We start from the raw sequence: 22063 nt of genomic DNA on the forward strand, positions 1-22063 counted from the left end.
AGTATGGAATTGTATCTTACCGTAGCGATAATCATAATTGGGATCATTCTCTTTGTGCGCGATTATTTTTCCATAGACACCACCTCCATACTTATCATGGCTCTGTTTATAGTTTCTGGGGTATTGAGTCCTGAGGAAGGATTCTCAGGTTTCAATCATCCTGCGACCATTACCCTGGGTTGTATGTTCGTGGTTAGTGCAGCGGTATTCAAATCGGGTATTATAGATGGTCTTAGTGCGAAACTCATAAAAATCGCCCGAATAAATTACTTCCTAGCACTGGTTTCACTGTGCGCAACTTCAGCGGTATTATCTGCATTTATTAATGACTCTGCCGTCGTTGCTATTTTGATCCCGGTAGCTTTACTCGTTTGCAGGGAAGCGAATATTAGTCCGGCCAGGTTGCTAATCCCTATTTCCTTTTCAGCCTTATTCGGAGGCACCTGTACCCTAATTGGAACTTCAACCAATATCCTTGTAAGCAGTTATGCCGAAAAACTTGGATCTGAAGCTTTTGGAATGTTCGAATTTTCCCTGGCGGCTATCTGTCTTCTGGCCATAGGGTTGACTTATATTTTTATTGTAGGGCCAATCGTCTTACCCAAAAGAGACCTCCCCGATACTGCCGGATTAAAAAAAGAGGCAGAAAAATATATGGCCGAAATTGAATTGCACGAAGAAAGCGATGATGTAGACCGGTCTATTTCAGATTCCCAACTGGTCAATGATTATAAAGTCCAGATTTTACGAATTAAAAGAAAACATTACCGGGTCTATGAAATAAACGGGGAAACCGTTCTTAGAGAAAATGACCTTATCAGAATACTGGTGGACCCGGTTAATCTGGCCAGGTTAAAAGTAAAAAAAGGCCTTTCAGTTAGAGGTGACAAAGAGAATGTACAAGTCGCTCAGCCTAATGATAAACTGGCGGTAAAACCGGGAACTCAAAAAGAAGAAAAAAAGATCTACGAGGTTATGATCCCCTACGGATCTGAAATTGCCGGAAGATCCATAAAACACCTCAATTTCAGAAGCACTTATTATGCTTCTGTACTTGCGATTAGACATAGAAAAGAAACCATTACCGAAGATGTTTCTAACGTGGTGCTGAGGGAGGGTGATATGATGCTATTATTTGCTTCCGAGAAAGCGATCTCATTGCTTACTTCCGAAAAACTTATCGTCACTCTTTCAGAATACCAGGGAAGAAGAGTTGATTATAAAAAAGCCATTCCGGCATTGCTTATAGTAATTGGAGTAGTGAGCGCTGCTGCATTCAATATCACTTCTATCTTAATCAGTGCCATGATTGGAAGCTTATTGCTGGTGACTTTAACCATTTTAAAACCGCAGGAGGCTTACGAGGCCATTGAATGGAAGGTGATATTCATGATCGCCGGAGTATTATCTATGGGAAAAGCCCTGGAGAAGACGGGAGGTTCTGAGATCATATCCCAATGGATCTATGAATCCCTGGGTGGATTAGACCCCCGGTGGACCCTAAGCCTTATTTTCCTTTTCACCTTTCTATCTACAAACGTGCTTTCAAGTAAGGCTGCTGCCGCCCTGATGACTCCAATAGTAATTAGCCTGGCAGCCGCCATGCAGGTAAGTGAAAAACCATTTTTGATAGGAGTTATGTTCGCCTGTTCCCTAACTTTTATGACTCCGGTGAGTTATCCGGTGAACACTATGGTCTATGCACCCGGAAATTATAGGTTCAGGGATTTTTTAAAGTTCGGAACTCCTCTTAACTTTATAATCTGGATCGCAGCATCATTTATAATTCCAATATTTTTTCCTTTTTAATATGAGAAGAGTAAAACTCCACAACCCTTTTAAAACAAGAATAATAGATGAAAAACTGGTTCGTGAGCATCTTGCACTGGAAAGAACAAAACTTGCGAACGAAAGGACTCTGCTATCTTATATCAGGGCTTCTATCTATCTTTTGATAAGTGGACTTGCTTTATTACAGATAAAGGAATATCAAGGTATTAGCTTAATGTGGGTGGGCTACCTGTCACTCTTCATTTGTATACTGTTTTTGATAGTTGGGGTTTCTCGGTATATTGCCCTGGAAAGAAAGCTGAACAAACTATTGCAGCCCGATGAAGACGACCAAAATAATAGAGAACTGGACAATAATAACTAAGTCGCCCCTTTGCAACAAATAGTACATTACTCCCTTCACCTTCTGGCCATTGGCGGAATTGCCTACTTTTATGATCGTAAAAACTGGCTTAAATACTGGCTTATCCTGGCTGCCACCATGCTGGTAGACCTGGATCATTTGCTGGCCGTTCCCATGTTCGATCCGGATAGATGCAGTATCGGTTTTCATCCCTTACATTCTGAACTCGCCATAACCGTATACGTTTTGGGAATGATCTTTATCAAACACAAGATCATCAGGTTGATCTTTATAGGGCTTTTCTTCCATATGTTCACAGATTTTATCGATTGTCTCTGGACCTACGCCAAATGTGCTACCTGTTTACAGGATATTTTTTAATTTCCGGTCGCGATATTGGTAAGTTTATCAAGTGCTTCGGAAATTTTTTCTAAAACCTCAGCATTATTTTCAATCGAGTGTCTTTCTGCTATAAAATACGGGTTGTTATATGAAACAAATACATCCCCCTCTGAATTTTCCCAAACCAGGATTTTCTGAGGCAGGTCTATCGCGATACTCTGATTTTCCTGCATCATTGGTGTTCCCATTTTTGGGTTTCCGAATATGATTAATCTGGTAGGCCGTAAATCCAATCCAGATGCCTTAGCATTCTTTTGATGATCTACTTCGGCCATGATACTTATCGCGGGATTCTGAGTTAAGGTATTCTTTAATGTATGATAGGTTTCCTCGAAAGCCATATCACTTTCCTTCATAATGATCCCATTATTCATATTTTTTCCTTCATTCCCGGTCTGGGCTATTGCCATGGATCCGATTAATAGGCAGCAGTAAAAAATTAACTTTTTCATCTTTTCGAATTTTATAAAAAACAACCTTTTAAATATATCATTTTCAGCAATTTAATACTCTTAAATTTAGCGTGCTTCAAAGGCTGAAAAAAAACTCTCTACTCATAAAGCCAGAAGCTTTATATTAATTCAATTATTTTATCTTTACACTCCTTAATTCAGCCTAAGAGATCAAAATATGCATGTAGCCATCGCCGGAAATATTGGTGCAGGAAAAACCACGCTAACCAAATTACTCGCAAAACATTATAATTGGGAACCGCAATTTGAAGATGTCCTTGAAAACCCATATCTGGAAGACTTTTACAACAAAATGGAACGCTGGTCGTTTAATCTTCAGATCTATTTTTTGAATAGCAGGTTCAGACAGATTTTGCAATTCAGGGAAAGTGGAAAGAAGATCATCCAGGACAGAACGATCTATGAAGATGCTCACATTTTTGCTCCTAACCTTCACGCGATGGGCTTAATGACCAACAGGGATTTTGAAAATTATAAATCTCTCTTTGATCTTATGGAAAGTGTAGTGCAGGGGCCGGACTTACTGATCTATCTTAGAAGCAGCATTCCTAATCTGGTGGCACAAATTCATAGTCGAGGAAGGGATTATGAAAATACTATTTCCATAGATTATCTAAGCAGACTGAATGAGCGATATGAAGCATGGGTTCATAATTACGATAAAGGCAACCTATTAATAATTGACGTAGATAATATTAACTTCGTGGAAAATCCTGAGGATCTCGGTGACATCATTAACCGGATAGATGGAGAATTACACGGACTTTTTTAAATGAATGCAAATATGGAATCGACAAAATTAAAAAGACCAAAGCATAAGGGGTCACCTAAGTTATTCAACAATCCTATCCTGGAGAAACTTACGCATACCCATATATCAATTCCCCTGATCATTTTCGCAGTGATCGCTGCGGCTTTGATTTATTACGGAATTATTGAAAAAGGATTTGAAGCTCCGGCAATGGTTGGACTATTCGTGGCAGGACTTTTCTTTTTCACGTTTATAGAATATGTGATGCACAGATATCTTTATCATATTCCTGCAACTTCTCCAAGAAAGCAGAAAATTTCCTATACCATGCACGGTGTTCATCATGATTATCCAAAAGACAAATCCAGGCTGGCGATGCCGCCGGTACTTAGTCTGGTAATCGCAACCGTACTTTTTATTATTTATCGCGCCGTACTTGGAGATTACGTCTTTGGATTTCTGGCAGGTTTCCTAATTGGATATGCCGGTTACCTGGCGGTTCACTATTCTGTGCATGCTTTTAAGGTACCGAATAACTTTTTAAAGATCTTATGGCACCACCATAGTATTCACCATTATCGTGAGCCAGACAGAGCATTTGGAGTATCTTCTCCATTATGGGATCATATTTTTAGAACTATGCCCAGAAAAGCACCTAATAGTCAGCGTGCTGCCGTAGGAACGAGTATCGATCCCAGTTAAGATCTCTGCAATATCAAACAAAAAAGATCCCGGAATTCCGGGATCTTTTTTGTTTAACCTAATTACTTGTTATTGAATAAACCCATTTTCACGAGCATGTTTTTCGGCTTCATTGGAATCTCCTGCCAGAAGAACCGGAACTGTATCAAAATCATCAATAAGGCTTTTCACTTTTTCCATTCTTCTTTTATGGGTAACACTTCTAAGGTAAATTGCCAGGATCCTGTCTGAATACTGCGCAGCGATATCGGTATAAATACTGGCGTCATGTTCACCGCTATCCCCAATTAGAATGAATTTTAGATCTGGGTAGGTTTTCAGGATATTGGTGATCTCTTTTTGTTTATGAGGCTTCTCTGGTTTTAGGGTACTTTCAAACGGAGTTCTTAAGTCTCTAAGCAAGATTGGTCCTTTAGGAAACTTATTGTAGTCCAGGAAAAGTTTCAGGTATTCATACATATTCCACGGACTGTTGCTCAGGTAGAACATCGGATTCTTGTTCTTTCCACTTTTTCCTTTATGAAGTTTCTGGTATAGATCTGGAGCATCTTTAAGTGGAATTCGCTTATAAGCATTGGTAAGCAGTGAATTCTTTAACAATCTCCATTTTAAAAATGAGGTTACCCCGGTATGCAAAATGGTATCGTCTATATCGCTTATCAAGCCAAACTCAGCATCTAACTGCGGTACTAAAAATTCACCTCTTGCCGGGTTGGCGATCATTTCTGTATTTGGCTCAACTTCGTTTCGGTAATAAACCTCATATTCTACCCAGCCTTCTTCTGATGCATGTTCAGATAAGTTCTCTTGAATGGTTTTATCGAAAAGGAAATAGCCTTCATCGTTCGAGGTGGTCCCAAGGTTAATTTTATCTGGAACAATAAGTTCCATTTCGGCATCAGGGATTTCAAAGCTGTCGAATTGTTTCCAGGTATTTTTAATAGTTCTGTATACCGATTGGTCTTTTACTATTTTCAAGGGTTCATTATCCAGCACGCGGCCTTTAACGTATAAATGTGAATAAGTGCCATAACTTCTATAGGGAACTACATACACCTGTTCAAGATTCCGGTATCTTCCAATGAGTTTCTTAAAGCGTTTGATCATTAAAATTGAAGGTTTCTTCCAAGATAGTTTTTCTTGCGGCTATCCTTTGTGATAGCCCTTAGATTTATAAAAGATTTAATACTCAAATTATACTAACCCCGCACTACTACATCAGTTTAATGATTTCTCAAGGCTTCAATCAATTCCTCTTTGGTCATTTCACTTCTTCCCTCAATCCCTATTTCTTTTGCTTTCTCATACAATTCTTCTTTAGTGCGTTCTTCGTATTTTTCAGCTTTTCCACCTTTTTTTCCCGAATCAGGATCGTTTGCGATACGAGCAGCCTTTTCCTTACTCATGCCCTGGTTCAGCAATTCTTCGTATTGTTCATCATTCTTGATACTTGGTCCGTGATCTTTAGCCATATCTTTTAATTTAAAACTGAATTAAAAATATTACTTACAACTTCAAAAACCGATAATCTCCTCCTGATTAACCCGAGTTTAACGTGGCTTTTTAACAAGTCTAAACAATTATTAAGAATATGTTAATATTTTGATTTTCAGAATACCCCGAATTCTCTGCAATTCAATTTTAAAGAATTTCCGGCATCTTCGATTTATGATAACACCAAGTTAATTTGGTTAAAAAACTAGATAAGCTAAGCGCCGAATTTTAAATTTAGGTAACCAATTTAAAAATCAGATTACCTAACAATAATCTTAATCGAGGGAGGATGAATTATGCATTATGCAGAAAAGAAGAAGACGATTGAACTATTGGAGAAACTAAGGATCCTGAATAATAAAAGCGCATATATCTACAATATCATTTCAGGAAGAGAAAGCAGGTTAATATTAAAGAATTTTTACCATAAGCTCTACCGTCAGAAAATTGAATTTTTAGAGGAAATAGAAGGAAAAATCGAACAGATAAAACGAGAGATATCGCCTATAAGGGATAAAAAATTACTTTCCTTCTATAAAAGGAAAAAATGCGCTTTATCTGAGCACTATTTAAGATATAAACTGAAACAAAACCATGCTGACATTAAAAAGAGGGAAGAAAAAAGTTATAAGAAATACGATAAATACCTGTCCAAAACCAGCCATTGTGATGTAAGGGAGGTATTTCTTAAGCATAAACATATTATAAAGGAAAACCTGAAACAAATCAACAGCATGGGTATCATGAAATACGCTATGGTATAAAAAAACTCCACTAGAAAGTGGAGTTTTTAATCTATAGTTGAATTAATTTTTTATTTGATCTCACCTACCTTTTCTCTTACTTCAGCTTCAGTTCCTTCAAATTCGAAAGATTCAACCACTTCTTCACCGTTATCAGATCTAACTACCGTAACATAGGCCGTTACAAAATCAGCATCAGTTTTTTTCTCCATTTTCACCTCCTTAGAAATTATATCATCTGAAGATTGAGCAGTAGAAATAACTGCGGTTTCATCGAGATTAGGAATATCACCTTCGGTATGTCCTCCTAAAATTGGAGCGATCACCAAACCAATTAAACATGTAAGCTTTATCAAGATATTCATCGATGGCCCGGAAGTATCTTTAAAAGGATCACCTACTGTATCACCGGTTACGGCAGCTTTATGCGCGTCAGATCCCTTATAGGTCATCTCACCGTTGATCATAACTCCAGCCTCAAAAGATTTCTTGGCATTGTCCCATGCACCACCGGCATTATTCTGGAATATCGCCCAAAGTACACCACTAACCGTTACCCCGGCCATGTATCCACCAAGCATTTCGGCAATAAGTACGTTTTCATATCCAAATATCATGGGAAGGAACGCGATGAGGATTGGGAACCCGATAGTGATCACCCCGGGTAATAACATTTCTCTTAAAGCAGCTTCCGTCGAGATAGCCACACATTTATCATATTCAGGCTTACCGGTACCTTCCATGATCCCGGGAATGTCCTTGAACTGTCTTCTTACCTCTCTAACCATTTGCATGGCAGCTTTACCTACTGAACTCATTGCAAGTGCAGAGATAACTACTGGCACCATTCCACCAACGAAAAGCATGGCTAGAACGGGAGCCTTGAAAATATTAATTCCGTCAATTCCAGTAAAGGTTACATAAGCTGCAAAAAGCGCTAATGAGGTCAATGCTGCTGAAGCGATGGCAAATCCTTTTCCGGTTGCGGCAGTTGTATTCCCTACGGAATCAAGTATATCTGTTCTTTCGCGCACCTCTGAAGGCAATTCACTCATTTCAGCAATTCCTCCGGCATTATCGGCAATTGGTCCAAAGGCATCAATGGCCAGTTGCATTGCTGTTGTGGCCATCATGGCTGAAGCTGCTAAAGCAACTCCATAGAAACCTGCAAAGGCATAGGATGCCCAGATCGCAACAGCGAATAATAAGATTGAAAAGAATGTCGAGATCATTCCGGTTGAAAGTCCGGCGATTATATTCGTAGCCGCTCCAGTACTGGAATTCTGAACGATTGCCAGAACCGGCTTTTTACCAAGACCGGTATAATATTCAGTCACTGCAGAGATCACTCCACCTACAATGATCCCTACCAGTGAAGCGTAAAAAACATTCAGGGAGCTTATAGATCTCATCTCAAATCCTTCCTGGCCACCCACAAAGAATCCCATCGTTATAGATTCTGAAGGCAACATCCAGGTTACTAAGAAATAACTGGCAATTGCTACAAGTAGAATGGAAACCCAGTTACCGATATTAAGAGCTTTCTGAACCTCAGCTTCTTTTGCATCATTGGATGAAATTCTCACAAGTAAAGTACCAATGATCGAAATAATAATTCCCGCACCAGCGATTGCCATTGGTAAAAGGATTGGCCCAATTCCACCGAACCCTTCAGCAGTGATATCGCCGCCCATATCTTTGATGATATAGTTTCCAAGCACCATTGCCGCAAGAACCGTGGCTACATAACTACCAAAAAGATCGGCACCCATCCCGGCTACATCTCCAACATTATCTCCAACGTTATCTGCGATAGTTGCCGGGTTACGCGGATCATCTTCAGGAATACCAGCTTCTACTTTACCAACAAGATCGGCTCCAACATCGGCAGCTTTAGTATAAATACCTCCACCTACACGAGCGAAAAGTGCGATAGATTCAGCTCCCAAAGAGAACCCGGCCAGAGTTTCAAGAACCACCGTCATTTGTTCGGTATTGGTCCATTCTCCTCCCATGAAATAATGGAAAAAGAGAATAAAGAAACCGGTAAGACCTAAAACAGCCAGACCGGCAACACCAAGTCCCATAACCGTTCCTCCTCCAAATGAAATATTCAGAGCTTTTGGAAGACTGGTTCTTGCGGCCTGAGTAGTTCTCACATTTGTTTGAGTTGCGATCTTCATCCCCATATTACCGGCAAGGGCAGAAAAGAAGGCTCCGAAGATAAAGGCTACAATAATTAAATAATGCGTGGTGGGAACAAAGTAAGCGATAGCCGCCAAAGCTATACTGGCACCTATCACGAAAAGAGTCAATAATTTATATTCTGCTTTTAGGAAGGCGAGGGCGCCTTCATAGATGTGAGATGAAATGTCTTTCATTTTTCCGTCACCGGCATCCTGTTTCATCACCCAGGATCTTTTGACCCACATATACACGAGTCCGATTATCGCCAGCACAGCAGGCATATAAATCATTATTGCTTCCATAAATTAGCTAGGTTAATTTGTTAATTATTTATTAATGCTCGCTAATGTAGTAAATTCAGCAATAATTAAAAAAGCAATAACTTTTTAAGGTTATTGCTTTTAATATCTCAATATAAATGGAAAATATTTGGGATTATATACCGAAGCGTGATTTATCACCTTCATAATTCTCAAATCTTTCTACACATTGCCTAATGATCTCACGTGCTTCTGCAGCATCGCCGAAGTCACCGGTATCAACCTTTTTCTTTTCAAGGTCTTTATATACTTTAAAGAAATGCTCGATCTCCTTTATCATATGACCGTTCAATTCTTTAAGATCATTAAGTCTATTCCAGATAGGATCTGAAACCGGTACACAGATGATCTTCTCATCAGGTCCTTTTTCATCGGCCATATGGAATACACCAATTGGCTTCACTTCCATAACAATTCCAGGGAAAGTAGGCTCAGTAACCAATACAAGCACATCCAGTGGATCCTCATCAAGCGCTAAAGTGTTTGGTATAAAACCGTAATCTGCAGGATACATCATCGATGAGAAGATCATCCTGTCATAACGAACTTTTTTCAGTTCAAAATCATATTCGTATTTGTTTCTACTCCCTTTAGGGATCTCGATCAATACATCAAAAGTATTAGACATTTTTCTTTATTTTCTTCATTAAAATTAAGGGGTGCAAATATAGTTAATTCTGATATTTAAATCATTAACTAAAAGTGAAATCCGAAATCAATTGTAAATGCCATAGATCTGGCATCTGGATTCTCAAAATAATTTCCTCTGAAATGCACATCGAACCTCATCACCTTCAGTATGTTACCTATTCCAAAACTATATTCGTAGAATGGATCGGAATTAGGAGCAATAAGGGGAAGACCTGAGGCATCGATATTTTTACTTTCCTGAGATATATCGCCGTAGACTGCCCTAAAGCCCACAATTTCTCTCAGATTTAATTCTCTAAAAAGCGGAATTCTGGAAAATAATCTACCATTGAAATTATGCTCCAAGTGAATTGCAGAATAAGTATCGGTTACAAATTCATAGAAGTCCAGGGTAGGAAAAGTATTATAAAGCGCGAAATAAGTCTGATTTCCTGGTACCACGCTCAACAACCCTAACGGAACCGCCCCGAAAGTCTTTCCTGTTTCAAAACTAACATTAGAACGTCCCAGCCCGCCGATCAATAATGGCTGATTATAAAAGAACTGTACTTTTTTATAATCGAAGTCACTATTGAAAACATCCTTTACTCCTAAACTATAATTAAGGAACAGGGTTGGAAAGTCTTCTTCGTTAACCACATTTCGTTCCACCCCATAACCTGAGACTTTTCTACCTGGCATCCAGGTGAAAATGGTGGAAAATTCTGTCTGGTTGATCTCTGAATCAATAATTGTTCTATCCTCATCTACATAATAATCTAGGCTGAACCCCGGAGAAGCAGGTTTAAGCTCACGATAATTCGCCCCTACTCTTACGGTGAAATTCTTTAAAGGTTCCATTTCTACCGCAAAAACACTCAAATTTATCGAGCTTAATTTATCATTATCACCAACATTCAATAAAGCCGAAGAAGCAAGACTTCTTCCCAGGACATCGGTAGAATTGGTAAGACTGGCGCCTAACTGTTCAACATCCCTTCGGTTTCCTCCACCTACAATTAGCCTGGATTTAGGATCCAGCAGAAATTTTGCTGCGACACCATACTTGAATTTCTGGTCTTTAAATCCATAGGCTCCATAAGCCTCTATACGCCAGGGGTCATTTTGGCCAAAATAGGTTCGTCCTCCAAATCTTGTCCTTACACCCTCTACATCATTAAATCCAAAAGTAGAATAAACCGGACCGTAGTCCCAACCATCAAATTCAACATAACCAGACTGGGCTATGGTAGCCAGGTCATATAACCTGTTGAAGGCCCTGGTTTTGGTAAGACTATCAAGCATAACATAGATACCCTTCTCGTCTTTATTAAGTTCCTCCAGGCGATTCTGCTCCCAGAATTCATCACTTCTATCATATGCATGAGACTGAGGGTTGTACACCGGTTGGGAATAAAATGAGGCAGGCTTCTTATTATCGAATTCATATTCGTCAAAAAGCAATGTACGTTTTGCATAAACCCCGCGGGAACTTTTCTTCTTATTCAACCCGAAATCAGCCATAAAAAAGTCCCGGGTAATAAGGAAAATCGAATCGTTCAGAACTTTAAAATCCTGCTCTATATATACCTGTTTTATCCAGTTGATATTAACATCCCTGGTTGTTTCCAGGTTAATATTTTTCACCGCCCAGGTAGTATCGTTCACCCAGAAATCACCCTTAAAGGTGAGTTCATTTTCTCGTCTGGGATAATAGACGATATTATAACACCATTTATTATCTATATAGGCACTATCTGACAATACATAATTATAGGTATCTATCCCGGTTGTAGAAATAGGACTAACAAAACTCTTGTCGAAGAACTTGATATAATTCTTATAAATATCGTAGTCGTCATAAACATCCTTTACGAAATCTATCAGGTTCCTGTTCTGGTTAAACCCGGAATTCTTATTTCCAAGTAACACTTCCTTTTCCTCATTCAATACATTATCACCATAAACTTTATTTACAGATTCATTAATGAACATAGGCAGGTAAGTTTTGCCGGTCACGCTGTTGGTATCGGCATAATCAAAAATAAATTCCATTCCATTAAAAATCCTGCTTTCTATAAGGGTACTATCAATGGTATTTATATCGAACTCCAGCTTTTCATATTCTTTATAAGAATACTGTTTAAATGCATTAACCCCATTTGTGCGTCGATTTTCCCATACCTTTCTAAGAATATCGATAGCAGGGTTATTTTTTTTGGAAGTCTTCCCCCTGTAGATGACCACTTCATCCAAACTGGCGGCCTCCTGTTCCAAAGTTATCTCCATATCAAGATTTACAGAGGAATTAAGCGGAACTTTTAGCGTTTTATATCCCAGAAATGAGATCACCAGCGTATCAAAATTTTCCTCTGCCTGAAGATAAAACTCACCTTCCTCATTGGTTGTGGTTCCAGAGGTTGAATTCGCAAAAACTACGTTTGCAAATGGAACTGTTGCTCCGGTTCCATCGTTAACCACACCTCCCACCTTCGTTTGGGATTGAAGAAAGTTGACACCGAAAATTATCAGGAAAAGTAAGTAGGCTTGTTTGTTCATTTCTGGATAAAAAAAAACTCCATCCTAAAGATGAAGTTTCAAATATAGGTTGAATAAGGTTACTTATACATGACCTTTTTCACAGCTTTAACAACATCGTCGCTATTAGGCAACCATTCCTTTAAAAGACCTGGTGAATAAGGCGCCGGTGTATCGGCTGTATTAAGTTTTACAATTGGTGCATCAAGGTAATCGAATGCTTTAGACTGTACCTGGTAAGTAATTTCAGTAGCAACATTTCCAAAAGGCCATGCTTCCTCAAGTATCACTAACCTGTTTGTCTTTTTCACAGACTCAAGAATAGCATCATGATCCATAGGACGAACCGTTCTAAGATCGATGATCTCACAAGAAATATCTTCTTTCTCCAGTTCTTCGGCAGCTTTATAAGCCTCCTTTATTATTTTTCCGAAAGAGACGATGGTAACATCACTTCCTTCCCTTTTAATATCAGCTTTACCAATTTCAATAACGTATTCGTCTTCCGGCACTTCTCCTTTATCACCATACATCTGCTCGCTTTCCATGAAGATCACCGGATCGTCATCCCGAATCGCTGCCTTAAGTAGACCTTTTGCATCATATGGGTTTGAAGGAACGATCACTTTAAGTCCGGGAGTATTTGCATACCAGCTCTCAAAAGCCTGGGAGTGGGTAGCACCCAACTGACCTGCAGATCCTGTTGGCCCACGGAATACGATTGGGATATTGAATTGTCCACCGCTCATCTGTCTCATCTTAGCGGCGTTATTTATGATCTGGTCAATTCCAACAAGAGAAAAGTTGAAGGTCATGAATTCAATGATTGGCCTGTTACCATTCATAGCAGAACCAACACCTATACCAGCAAATCCAAGTTCTGAGATAGGAGTATCGATCACCCTTTCCGGACCAAATTCATCAAGCATTCCTTTGGAAGCCTTATAAGCTCCATTATACTCGGCAACTTCTTCTCCCATTAAATAGATGCTGTCGTCGCGACGCATTTCCTCGCTCATCGCCTCGGCAACGGCTTCTCTAAATTGAATTGTCCTCATTATATAAAATCTTATTTTTTATTCCTGCACAGCAAAAATAGTAATTCATAAAGGTATATACCATATTTGCCGATTAAAATTTTATATGCTTCCTCATTATTAAAAGGCCGCAGTGGTCTTCTATTAAAAATCTCAAATTTTGGCAGGGTATTATGAACTTTTGAAACAATAACACCCAAAACATTAAATATAACTTAAAATGAAGGTAAAATTTTTAGTCAATTTTATTATGCATGCATAGCATTTTTCGAATTAAAATACTTATCTTCGTCAGCGAAAACGTTTTATTAAAAAAAGAACTTTATATATGAAAATCTTAGTATGTATTAGTCATGTACCTGACACTACATCGAAAATCAATTTCACAGAAGGAGATACTAAATTCGACACTAATGGTGTTCAATTTGTAATTAACCCAAATGATGAATTTGGTCTTACCAGAGCGATGTGGTTCAAAGAAAAACAAGGTGCAAGTGTTGATGTTGTAAATGTTGGAGGAGCTGAAACCGAACCTACTCTAAGAAAAGCCCTTGCCATTGGTGCAGATAGCGCCATTCGTGTGAACACACCGGCAACAGACGGTTATCAGGTAGCTAAGGAACTGGCTAAAGTTGTACAGGATGGTGGTTATGATCTTGTGATCGCCGGAAGAGAATCTATTGATTATAATGGTGGAATGGTACCTGGAATGTTAGCACAGTTAATCAAAGCTAATTTCGTAAATAACTGTATTAGTCTTGAAGTTGATGGTGATAATGCTAAGGCTATTCGTGAGATCGACGGTGGTAAGGAGACCTTAACGGCTTCACTTCCATTAGTAATTGGTGGTCAAAAAGGACTTGTAGAGGAAAGCGATCTTCGAATTCCAAATATGAGAGGAATCATGCAGGCTCGTAAAAAGCCTTTAAATGTTGTAGAATCAGCAGACACCAATACCAAGACAGAAGCTGTGAAATTTGAAAAACCAGCTCCAAAAGGAGATGTTAAACTGGTAGATCCTGAAAATCTTGACGAATTGATCGACCTGCTTCACAACGAAGCCAAGGCCATCTAATTTTAAGAGAAACGGATCAGAAAGAATTTCAAAATTTAAAATCAGAAGAAAATGTCAGTTTTAGTATATATAGAATCAGAAGAAGGAAAATTTAAAAAAGCTTCCTATGAGGTTGCTTCTTATGCAAAAGCCATAGCAGAAAAGATGGGAACATCTGTAACTGCTATTGCCTTTAATGCAGGAGAGGTTTCAGAATTAGGAAAGTATGGAGTTGATAAAGTACTTAAAGTAAATAACGACAAGCTAAATAATTTTAATGCCGAAGCATATTCAGATGCGATCAAACAGGCTGCTGAAAAAGAAGGTAGTAAAGTTGTTGTGCTAAGCCAGAGCGCCAACAGTAAATACCTTGCTCCACTTCTAGCCGTTCAGCTTGAAGCAGGATATGCATCAAATGTTGTTGCTCTTCCGGAAAGCACCGATCCTTTTACCGTTAAAAGAACTGCTTTTACAAATAAAGCATTCAACTTCACCAAAATAAGTACAGACGTGAAGGTAATAGGTCTTTCCAAAAATGCTTTCGGACTAAAAGAATCTCAGGCAGATGCTGCTGCTGAAGATTTCAGCCCAAGCCTTTCAGATGAAGATTTTTCAGTAAACGTAGAATCTGTAGATAAAGCCACAGATAAGGTTACTATTGCAGATGCCGAAGTAGTTGTATCTGGAGGTCGAGGATTAAAAGGCCCTGAAAACTGGACAATGATCGAAGAAATGGCTGATATCCTTGGAGCTGCTACAGCTTGTTCAAAACCTGTAAGTGATATGGGATGGAGACCACATAGTGAGCACGTGGGGCAAACTGGGAAACCGGTAGCTTCCAATCTTTACATAGCCGTAGGTATTTCTGGAGCTATCCAGCACCTTGCAGGTATTAACGCAGCAAAAACCAAGGTTGTTATTAACAACGATCCCGAAGCACCATTTTTCAAGGCTGCCGATTATGGAGTGGTTGGAGATGCCTTTGAAGTTGTGCCGAAGCTAAATGAAAAATTGAAGGAATTTAAAGAGAAAAACGCATAATTTTCATAAATTGCGACCCATAAAGGGGCTGTCTAAATATGGTAAATGTCCTTATTTTAGACAGCCTTTTTAATTTTACGGATGTATGAGTTTAGTGCGACTTAATATTAAGGGAATATCTTATAGTCAAACACAAAACGGAGCTTACGCATTAATCCTCAACGAAGTTGGGGGTGAGCGTAAATTGCCTATTGTGATCGGGGCATTTGAAGCCCAGTCAATTGCAATTGCTCTGGAAAAGGAGATTAAACCCCCCAGACCTCTTACCCATGATCTTTTTAAAAACTTTGCAGACAGGTTTGAGATCGTGGTAAAACAGGTAATTATTCATAAATTGGTAGATGGTGTATTTTATTCCAGTCTCATTTGTGAGCGGGATGGAATAGAAGAAATCATCGATGCCCGTACGAGTGATGCCATCGCTTTAGCACTAAGATTCGAAGCACCTATTTTCACCTATAAAAACATTCTGGACAAAGCCGGTATTTATCTTAAAGCCGAGGAAAAACAGCGTGATCAGGAAGAAAAGGAAGAAGAGATCATTGAAGATGAACTTCTAAAGGAGGAGATAGATCTACCATCTGAGGATACTACAGATTATAAGAAAATGTCTCTTGAAGAATTAAAGGAACTTCTTTCCCAGGCTGTTAGCCATGAAGACTATGAAAAAGCGGCCCGCATCAGGGACGAAATTTCCAAAAGAAAATAAACCTGAAATGAACAAAATCTGGTGTTGCCTATTCCTGATTGTAATTTCTATTACGTCAGCCAATGCACAAACCATTTCTAAAAACTGGCAAGTTGATAGCTCTAAAGATCAAAGCAGTCAGGAAAATTTCTTTGGAAATGCTACAGAACTAAATTTTAAAGAAGGCAGGTTTGAATTTATAGACTCTAAAAATAAAGACACCCTGGCTTCAGGTGACTATCTATACCAGAACAAATTACTGGTTTTATTTTATAACACTCCTAAGGATACTATTCAAAATTTAAGGGTAACTGCACTTACCGACTCCACTCTTTCCTTGAATTCGAAAGGATCTTTAATAGATCTAAAAGCCATGGATCAAACCGCGGAAGAAGTTATCCCTGCAGAGACTGCCAAGGAAATGATCCCAAGTGCCGGCATAAGCACTTCCAGCCTTATTCGAGGATTCATCGGGATGATGGTTTTACTCATCATCGCATTTATATTTAGCAGTAACCGAAAGGCAGTTAACTGGCGTACAGTTGGACTTGGCCTGGTTGCTCAATTGGTACTTGCCATTGGAGTTTTGAAGATCACCATTGTACAGAAAGTATTTGAATTCGTAGGGAATATTTTCGTCCTAATTCTTGATTTTACTGCCGCAGGAAGCGAATTCCTTTTAGGCGGAATGATGGATGTAGACAGTTTTGGGTTCATATTTCTATTCCAGGTACTACCTACTATCATTTTCTTTTCGGCCTTAACTTCTGTACTTTTTTACCTTGGAGTTATACAAATCGTAGTAAAAGGATTGGCTTGGGTGCTAACCAAATTACTAGGAATCTCGGGACCTGAAAGTTTAAGTGTTGCCGGAAATATTTTCCTGGGTCAAACCGAAGCCCCATTAATGATCAAAGCTTACCTTGAAAGAATGACCAGGTCTGAAATACTTCTGGTTATGGTTGGAGGTATGGCCACGGTTGCCGGAGGAGTTCTCGCAGCTTATATCGGTTTCCTTGGAGGTGATGACCCAGCCCTTAGATTACAATTCGCCAAACACTTACTGGCAGCATCTGTAATGGCCGCACCTGGTGCGATCGTAGTATCAAAAATATTATTCCCACAGCAGGAATCTGTAAATACAGATGTAGAAGTTTCTTCTGAAAAGATTGGATCGAATATACTTGATGCCATTGCCAATGGTACTACTGAAGGTTTAAAACTAGCAGCGAACGTGGCAGCAATGCTCTTGGTTTTTATCGCTTTTATCGCCATGATCAACTATATCCTGGGATATATTGGCGGTTTAACCAGTCTTAATGCACTCATGGCTGAACATACTCCTTATTCGAAATTCTCACTGGAATCTATTCTGGGAATCATTTTCGCACCGCTCATGTGGGTGATTGGAGTCGCTAAGGAAGATATGATGCTAATGGGACAACTATTAGGTATTAAGCTTGCCGCCAGTGAATTCGTTGGATATGTACAGCTTGCTGATCTTAAAAACCCGGCAAACGCCCTTAGCCTTAATTACGAGAAATCTGTGATCATGGCTACCTACATGCTTTGTGGATTTGCAAATTTCGCTTCGATCGGAATTCAAATTGGAGGAATTGGATCACTCGCTCCCGGCCAGAGAAAGACCCTTTCTGAATTTGGAATGAAAGCACTTATTGGAGGTACACTCGCTTCGTTGCTTTCTGCTACTATCGCCGGAATGATCATTGGTTAATTCAGATTACTTTTAGAAAACTTTCATATTTCATTTTCTTAAAGGTTACAGATAACAAGTAAATTGCCTGTTCCCTCTATCTCGGGAAAACTGAAACAAATGGTCTGTAATTTTTTTGAATGAATCAAAATAAAAAAAGTGAATCGATATACCGTGGTGAAGAAGCTCAATGGCCTCACCAGATCCCACTTAAAGGATGGATAGATATTGGCAAGCGCGTTTGGCATGAGATGAAAATAGACCATGTCCAGATCGTTTCTGCAGGAGTGGGATTTTATTTCTTCCTTTCCATCTTCCCAACGATTGTTGCAGCCATTTCTATTTACAGTTTAGTTCTGGATCCAGAGCAGATCCGGGAGCAAGTGTCAAGGCTGAATCTCTTTATGCCCGACCAGGCATTTGGAATGATCACTGATTTTTTAAGGCCCATCCTGGAACAATCCAAAAATGAAATTGGCTGGAGTCTTTTCATTAGTATTCTAGTAAGTATCTGGAGTGCCAATAAAGGCACCAGCGCTCTATTTCAGGGTATTAATATAGCCTACGATGAGATAGATACCCGTGGCATCATAAAAAAGAATTTACTTACACTTCTTTTTACTCTTGCCGGTCTGGTCATCGGGCTTTTAAGTCTGCTTATCGTGATATTTTTCCCACTTTTGATTGAAAATATTGGATTGCCTTCTCAAATTGAAGATATGTTTACCTGGCTCCGCTGGGTCATACTGGGATTTATCCTGATTTTCACTTTGAGTGTGGTTTACAAGATCGCCCCGAACAGACGTAGCCCCAGGTTTAGATGGGTAAGTTGGGGAGCAATTATTGGAACTGCTCTCTGGCTGGCAGGTTCCATGCTATTTTCATGGTATGTAGGTAATTTTGGAAGCTATGCTGACCTCTACGGAAGTTTCGCTGCGGTAGCCATTTTATTGCTTTGGCTTTTCCTTACCGCCTTTATCATACTTATTGGTGCAGAGATCAATTCTGAAATGGAGCATCAAACCAGGAAGGACACCACTATTGGAGTAGAAATGCCCATGGGGCAACGCAATGCCTGGCATGCCGATCATTGCGCAATAGATGAAGAGGAATAGTTGAAATAAAGTTGATAACTCTTTTCTTTTCAGAAGGATTATAACCGTAATAATCTCCTTGTTTTATTATTTTTATGGGAATTTAATCTGAAGTTTTTCCTTATAAAAGTGCCTGAAAATGAAACAATACCACGACCTGCTTAAACATGTTTTGGAACACGGAGCTGAAAAGGGTGACCGAACCGGTACCGGCACCAAAAGTGTGTTTGGATACCAGATGAGATTTAACCTTAGTGAAGGATTTCCTATGGTCACAACTAAGAAATTACATTTAAAGTCCATCATTCATGAACTTCTATGGTTTCTTAAAGGCGATACCAATATCGAATATCTTAAAGAAAACGGAGTAAGAATTTGGAATGAATGGGCAGATGAAAATGGAGATCTGGGTCCTGTTTACGGCCACCAGTGGAGAAACTGGAATTCTGAAGATATAGACCAGATCAAAGAGATCGTTGATACTTTAAAAACAAGCCCAAATAGTAGAAGGATGCTGGTTTCTGCATGGAATCCTTCTGTTTTACCAGATACCTCAGTTTCATTTTCAGAAAATGTGGCTAATGGAAAGGCTGCGCTTCCACCCTGCCATGCCTTCTTTCAATTTTATGTAGCCGATGGAAAATTATCCTGCCAGCTTTACCAAAGAAGTGCAGATATATTCCTGGGAGTCCCATTTAATATCGCCTCTTATGCTTTATTAACCATGATGATGGCGCAGGTATGTGGCTATGAGGCCGGAGACTTTATTCACACATTTGGAGATGCCCATATTTACAGCAACCATATGGAGCAGGTAGAACTTCAGTTAAGCAGGGAACCAAGAGCCCTACCAACCATGAGATTAAATCCAGAGATCAAAGATATTTTTGATTTTAAGTTTGAAGATTTTATTTTAGAGGATTACGATCCCTATCCGGGCATAAAGGCCAGGGTAGCGATTTAGTTAAACCTTTAAAATTTAAATATCTTATGAAGAAGTTAGTAGTTATTGCATGTTTTTTATTTGGAGGAATTGCTCTCTCAAATGCACAGCAAACCTCTCCGGTATGGCCTGGCTGCGAGAACAGTGAAGACATAAAAAAATGTTTTAATCAGAAACTTTCTCAACATGTGAGTGAGAATTACGAGTATCCTCAGAATGAAGCCGGAGAATATGTGAGAGGAAAAGTTACCATTTCCTTCAACATCAATGAAAAAGGGGAAGTAGTTGTAAATTCTATTGAAGGAGATAAACCTGAAGTAAAAAAGGCGGCCAGGGAAATGATCATGAAGATCCCAGATATGGAACCGGGAACACTTAATGGCGAACCAGATTCAAGAACCTTTACTGTTCCATTCAATTTCTAATAGACCAAAACTGAAATAAACCATGAAAAAATTATTGATTTTCGCACTTATGCTGGCCGGATTCACTTCTATGGCTCAGGATGATGTTGAAGTAAAAGGGAATAAAGTCACTATGAAAGAAACCGCACCAGTATGGAATGGTTGCGAAGACAGTGGTGATAAAAAAGCCTGCTTTAACAAAATGCTTATGCAGCATATCAAGGAGAATATAAAATATACTAAAAACGATAAAGGGGAATGGATTCGCGGTAAAGCTACTGTTTCTATGGAGGTAAATGAAGAGGGAAAGGTTGTAGTTCATTCTGTAGAGAGTAATTCTCCTGAATTAAAAAAGGAAGCAAAAAGACTGATGGAATCTATTCCCACTATGACCCCGGGTAAGCTGGCGGGCAAACCAAAAGCCATTAAATATACTATCCCACTCACCTTTTAGAGCCATATATTTAACTCGACCTTAACGAGTGATTGACCCGGTCGTTTTTAAAAAATTGTAAATTTGAGTGATACCATAAACGTATCACTCTTTTTTATGCTTTCACAGAAGGAATTAATTCAACTTTTTAAAGAAACCAGAGCCGATTCAGAAAAGATATGTTCATTTCTTGAAACTGAAGATTATGTGGTTCAGCCAATCGTGGAGGTATCTCCACCGAAATGGCATCTTGGGCACACCACCTGGTTCTTTGAAGAATTCGTTCTTAAGAAATATGCCGATGCTCATAAATTATATGACGAGAATACGGCCTACGTTTTTAATAGTTATTACGAAAGTGTAGGCGAAAAAGTGATACGTACCAACCGCGGTAATTTATCGAGACCTACCGTGGCCTGGATCTACAAATTCAGAGAATACATTACTAATGAAATGATAGACCTCATGACTAAAAAAGATCTTGACGAAGGAGCTCTTTCGGTTATTGAGATTGGCTGTCATCATGAAAAGCAACACCAGGAATTATTATATACAGACATCAAATATATTCTAGGGAACAACCCTCTCCTGCCGAAGTATAATGATGAGTTCGAAGAAAATAGAATTCAGGATTTTAAAAGAGATTGGATAGACATTAAGGAAGGAGTTTATGAGATTGGGCATACTTCAGATGATTTCTGTTACGACAATGAAAAAGGCGCTCACAAAACCTATCTCTGTGATTTCAGCATATCCAATAAACTGGTAACGAATAAGGAATTCATCGAATTTATTGATGCTGGCGGTTATAAGGATGTATTATTGTGGCATGCAGAAGCCTGGGACTGGATTAACGAAAACCATGTAAATTCACCTGAATACTGGCATAAAATTGATTCCACCTGGCACCAGTACACCCTAAACGGACTAAAGAAGTTAGATCCTGAAGCTCCGGTTACCCATATTTCATATTACGAAGCTTTCGCATTTGCCCAGTGGAAAGGAATGAGATTGCCAACAGAAGAGGAATGGGAAACGGCCCAGGAATATTTCGATTGGGGCAGTAGATGGGAGTGGACAGAAAGCGCCTATTCGCCCTATCCAGATTACAAAAAACCTGAGGGTGCCTTAGGAGAGTATAATGGTAAATTCATGGTAAACCAAAAAGTACTGAGAGGAGGTTCTGTAGCCACTTCCAGAAACCATACAAGACCAACTTACAGAAACTTTTTTCACCCCCAGCTAAGATGGCAGTTTACTGGCTTCAGACTGGTAAAATAA

The 22063-nt window shown here is 39.2% G+C and carries 22 protein-coding genes; 15 read left to right on the forward strand and 7 right to left on the reverse strand.

Going from position 1 to position 22063, the window contains the following annotated elements; genetic code table 11:
* Positions 1 to 3: 3 nt before the first annotated feature.
* Genes ML462_RS01465 through ML462_RS01475 form a run of 3 tightly spaced genes read left to right on the forward strand, consistent with a single transcriptional unit; the run spans position 4 to position 2515 of the window.
* On the forward strand, positions 4 to 1809 hold the full coding sequence (locus ML462_RS01465) for an SLC13 family permease (RefSeq protein ID WP_240711956.1): 1806 nt from the start codon (positions 4 to 6) through the stop codon (positions 1807 to 1809).
* 1 nt (position 1810) lies between these two features.
* Complete coding sequence (locus ML462_RS01470) at positions 1811 to 2155, forward strand: DUF202 domain-containing protein (protein WP_240711957.1); 345 nt, start codon at positions 1811 to 1813, stop codon at positions 2153 to 2155.
* Positions 2156 to 2164: 9 nt separating this feature from the next.
* A complete protein-coding gene (locus ML462_RS01475) occupies positions 2165 to 2515 on the forward strand; it encodes a DUF6122 family protein (RefSeq protein ID WP_240711958.1) in 351 nt (116 codons plus the stop codon).
* Here ML462_RS01475 and ML462_RS01480 read toward each other — a convergent pair.
* Entirely contained in the window at positions 2512 to 2946 is a 435-nt protein-coding gene (locus ML462_RS01480) for a DUF302 domain-containing protein (RefSeq protein ID WP_240711959.1), read from the reverse strand. The two genes, ML462_RS01475 and ML462_RS01480, sit on opposite strands and share 4 nt — an antisense overlap.
* Before the next feature lie 220 nt (positions 2947 to 3166).
* On the opposite strand from ML462_RS01480, the gene ML462_RS01485 reads away from it, so the two are divergent.
* Together ML462_RS01485 and ML462_RS01490 are read left to right on the forward strand one after the other, a co-directional pair.
* A complete protein-coding gene (locus ML462_RS01485) occupies positions 3167 to 3781 on the forward strand; it encodes a deoxynucleoside kinase (RefSeq protein WP_240711960.1) in 615 nt (204 codons plus the stop codon).
* A gap of 12 nt (positions 3782 to 3793) precedes the next feature.
* On the forward strand, positions 3794 to 4462 hold the full coding sequence (locus ML462_RS01490; protein ID WP_240711961.1) for a sterol desaturase family protein: 669 nt from the start codon (positions 3794 to 3796) through the stop codon (positions 4460 to 4462).
* A 69-nt stretch (positions 4463 to 4531) separates the two neighbouring features.
* Here ML462_RS01490 and ML462_RS01495 read toward each other — a convergent pair whose 3' ends face one another.
* Together ML462_RS01495 and ML462_RS01500 are read right to left on the reverse strand one after the other, a co-directional pair.
* On the reverse strand, positions 4532 to 5569 hold the full coding sequence (locus tag ML462_RS01495) for an App1 family protein (RefSeq protein WP_240711962.1): 1038 nt from the start codon (positions 5567 to 5569) through the stop codon (positions 4532 to 4534).
* Between the two features lie 116 nt (positions 5570 to 5685).
* Entirely contained in the window at positions 5686 to 5934 is a 249-nt protein-coding gene (locus ML462_RS01500; protein ID WP_240711963.1) for a DUF7218 family protein, read from the reverse strand.
* 318 nt (positions 5935 to 6252) lie between these two features.
* On the opposite strand from ML462_RS01500, the gene ML462_RS01505 reads away from it, so the two are divergent.
* Entirely contained in the window at positions 6253 to 6720 is a 468-nt protein-coding gene (locus ML462_RS01505) for a hypothetical protein (protein ID WP_240711964.1), read from the forward strand.
* Positions 6721 to 6770: 50 nt separating this feature from the next.
* Here the strand turns inward: ML462_RS01505 and ML462_RS01510 are convergent, their stop codons facing one another.
* The 4 genes from ML462_RS01510 to ML462_RS01525 all read right to left on the reverse strand — a co-directional run bounded on the left by ML462_RS01510 (position 6771) and on the right by ML462_RS01525 (position 13432).
* Entirely contained in the window at positions 6771 to 9188 is a 2418-nt protein-coding gene (locus ML462_RS01510) for a sodium-translocating pyrophosphatase (RefSeq protein WP_240711965.1), read from the reverse strand.
* Between the two features lie 133 nt (positions 9189 to 9321).
* Positions 9322 to 9834, reverse strand: a complete 513-nt coding sequence (locus tag ML462_RS01515) for an inorganic diphosphatase (RefSeq protein WP_240711966.1) — start codon at positions 9832 to 9834, stop codon at positions 9322 to 9324.
* Between the two features lie 68 nt (positions 9835 to 9902).
* On the reverse strand, positions 9903 to 12395 hold the full coding sequence (locus ML462_RS01520; protein WP_240711967.1) for a DUF5686 and carboxypeptidase-like regulatory domain-containing protein: 2493 nt from the start codon (positions 12393 to 12395) through the stop codon (positions 9903 to 9905).
* A 59-nt stretch (positions 12396 to 12454) separates the two neighbouring features.
* Positions 12455 to 13432 (reverse strand): pyruvate dehydrogenase complex E1 component subunit beta, encoded by a 978-nt coding sequence (locus tag ML462_RS01525; protein WP_240711968.1) that lies wholly within the window; start codon positions 13430 to 13432, stop codon positions 12455 to 12457.
* 307 nt (positions 13433 to 13739) lie between these two features.
* On the opposite strand from ML462_RS01525, the gene ML462_RS01530 reads away from it, so the two are divergent.
* The 9 genes from ML462_RS01530 to egtB all read left to right on the forward strand — a co-directional run bounded on the left by ML462_RS01530 (position 13740) and on the right by egtB (position 22063).
* The gene (locus tag ML462_RS01530) at positions 13740 to 14486 is read left to right on the forward strand and encodes an electron transfer flavoprotein subunit beta/FixA family protein (protein WP_240711969.1); all 747 of its coding nucleotides are present in this window, start codon (positions 13740 to 13742) and stop codon (positions 14484 to 14486) included.
* A gap of 51 nt (positions 14487 to 14537) precedes the next feature.
* Positions 14538 to 15506 carry an electron transfer flavoprotein subunit alpha/FixB family protein gene (locus ML462_RS01535; RefSeq protein WP_240711970.1) on the forward strand — a complete coding sequence of 323 codons (969 nt, stop codon included), beginning with the start codon at positions 14538 to 14540 and terminating at the stop codon, positions 15504 to 15506.
* An 85-nt stretch (positions 15507 to 15591) separates the two neighbouring features.
* Positions 15592 to 16215, forward strand: coding sequence for a bifunctional nuclease family protein (locus ML462_RS01540; protein WP_240711971.1), 624 nt, complete (start codon positions 15592 to 15594; stop codon positions 16213 to 16215).
* A gap of 7 nt (positions 16216 to 16222) precedes the next feature.
* The gene (locus ML462_RS01545) at positions 16223 to 17929 is read left to right on the forward strand and encodes a NupC/NupG family nucleoside CNT transporter (protein WP_240711972.1); all 1707 of its coding nucleotides are present in this window, start codon (positions 16223 to 16225) and stop codon (positions 17927 to 17929) included.
* A 119-nt stretch (positions 17930 to 18048) separates the two neighbouring features.
* Positions 18049 to 19023 (forward strand): YihY/virulence factor BrkB family protein, encoded by a 975-nt coding sequence (locus ML462_RS01550; RefSeq protein WP_240711973.1) that lies wholly within the window; start codon positions 18049 to 18051, stop codon positions 19021 to 19023.
* Positions 19024 to 19141: 118 nt separating this feature from the next.
* Positions 19142 to 19966, forward strand: coding sequence for a thymidylate synthase (locus ML462_RS01555; RefSeq protein WP_240711974.1), 825 nt, complete (start codon positions 19142 to 19144; stop codon positions 19964 to 19966).
* A 26-nt stretch (positions 19967 to 19992) separates the two neighbouring features.
* The gene (locus ML462_RS01560) at positions 19993 to 20370 is read left to right on the forward strand and encodes an energy transducer TonB (protein ID WP_240711975.1); all 378 of its coding nucleotides are present in this window, start codon (positions 19993 to 19995) and stop codon (positions 20368 to 20370) included.
* Between the two features lie 22 nt (positions 20371 to 20392).
* Complete coding sequence (locus ML462_RS01565; protein WP_240711976.1) at positions 20393 to 20803, forward strand: energy transducer TonB; 411 nt, start codon at positions 20393 to 20395, stop codon at positions 20801 to 20803.
* Between the two features lie 96 nt (positions 20804 to 20899).
* On the forward strand, positions 20900 to 22063 hold the full coding sequence (gene egtB / locus ML462_RS01570) for an ergothioneine biosynthesis protein EgtB (RefSeq protein WP_240712904.1): 1164 nt from the start codon (positions 20900 to 20902) through the stop codon (positions 22061 to 22063).

Origin of the sequence: Christiangramia lutea, from assembly GCF_022489035.1 — a bacterium.
GTDB lineage: Bacteria > Bacteroidota > Bacteroidia > Flavobacteriales > Flavobacteriaceae > Christiangramia > Christiangramia lutea.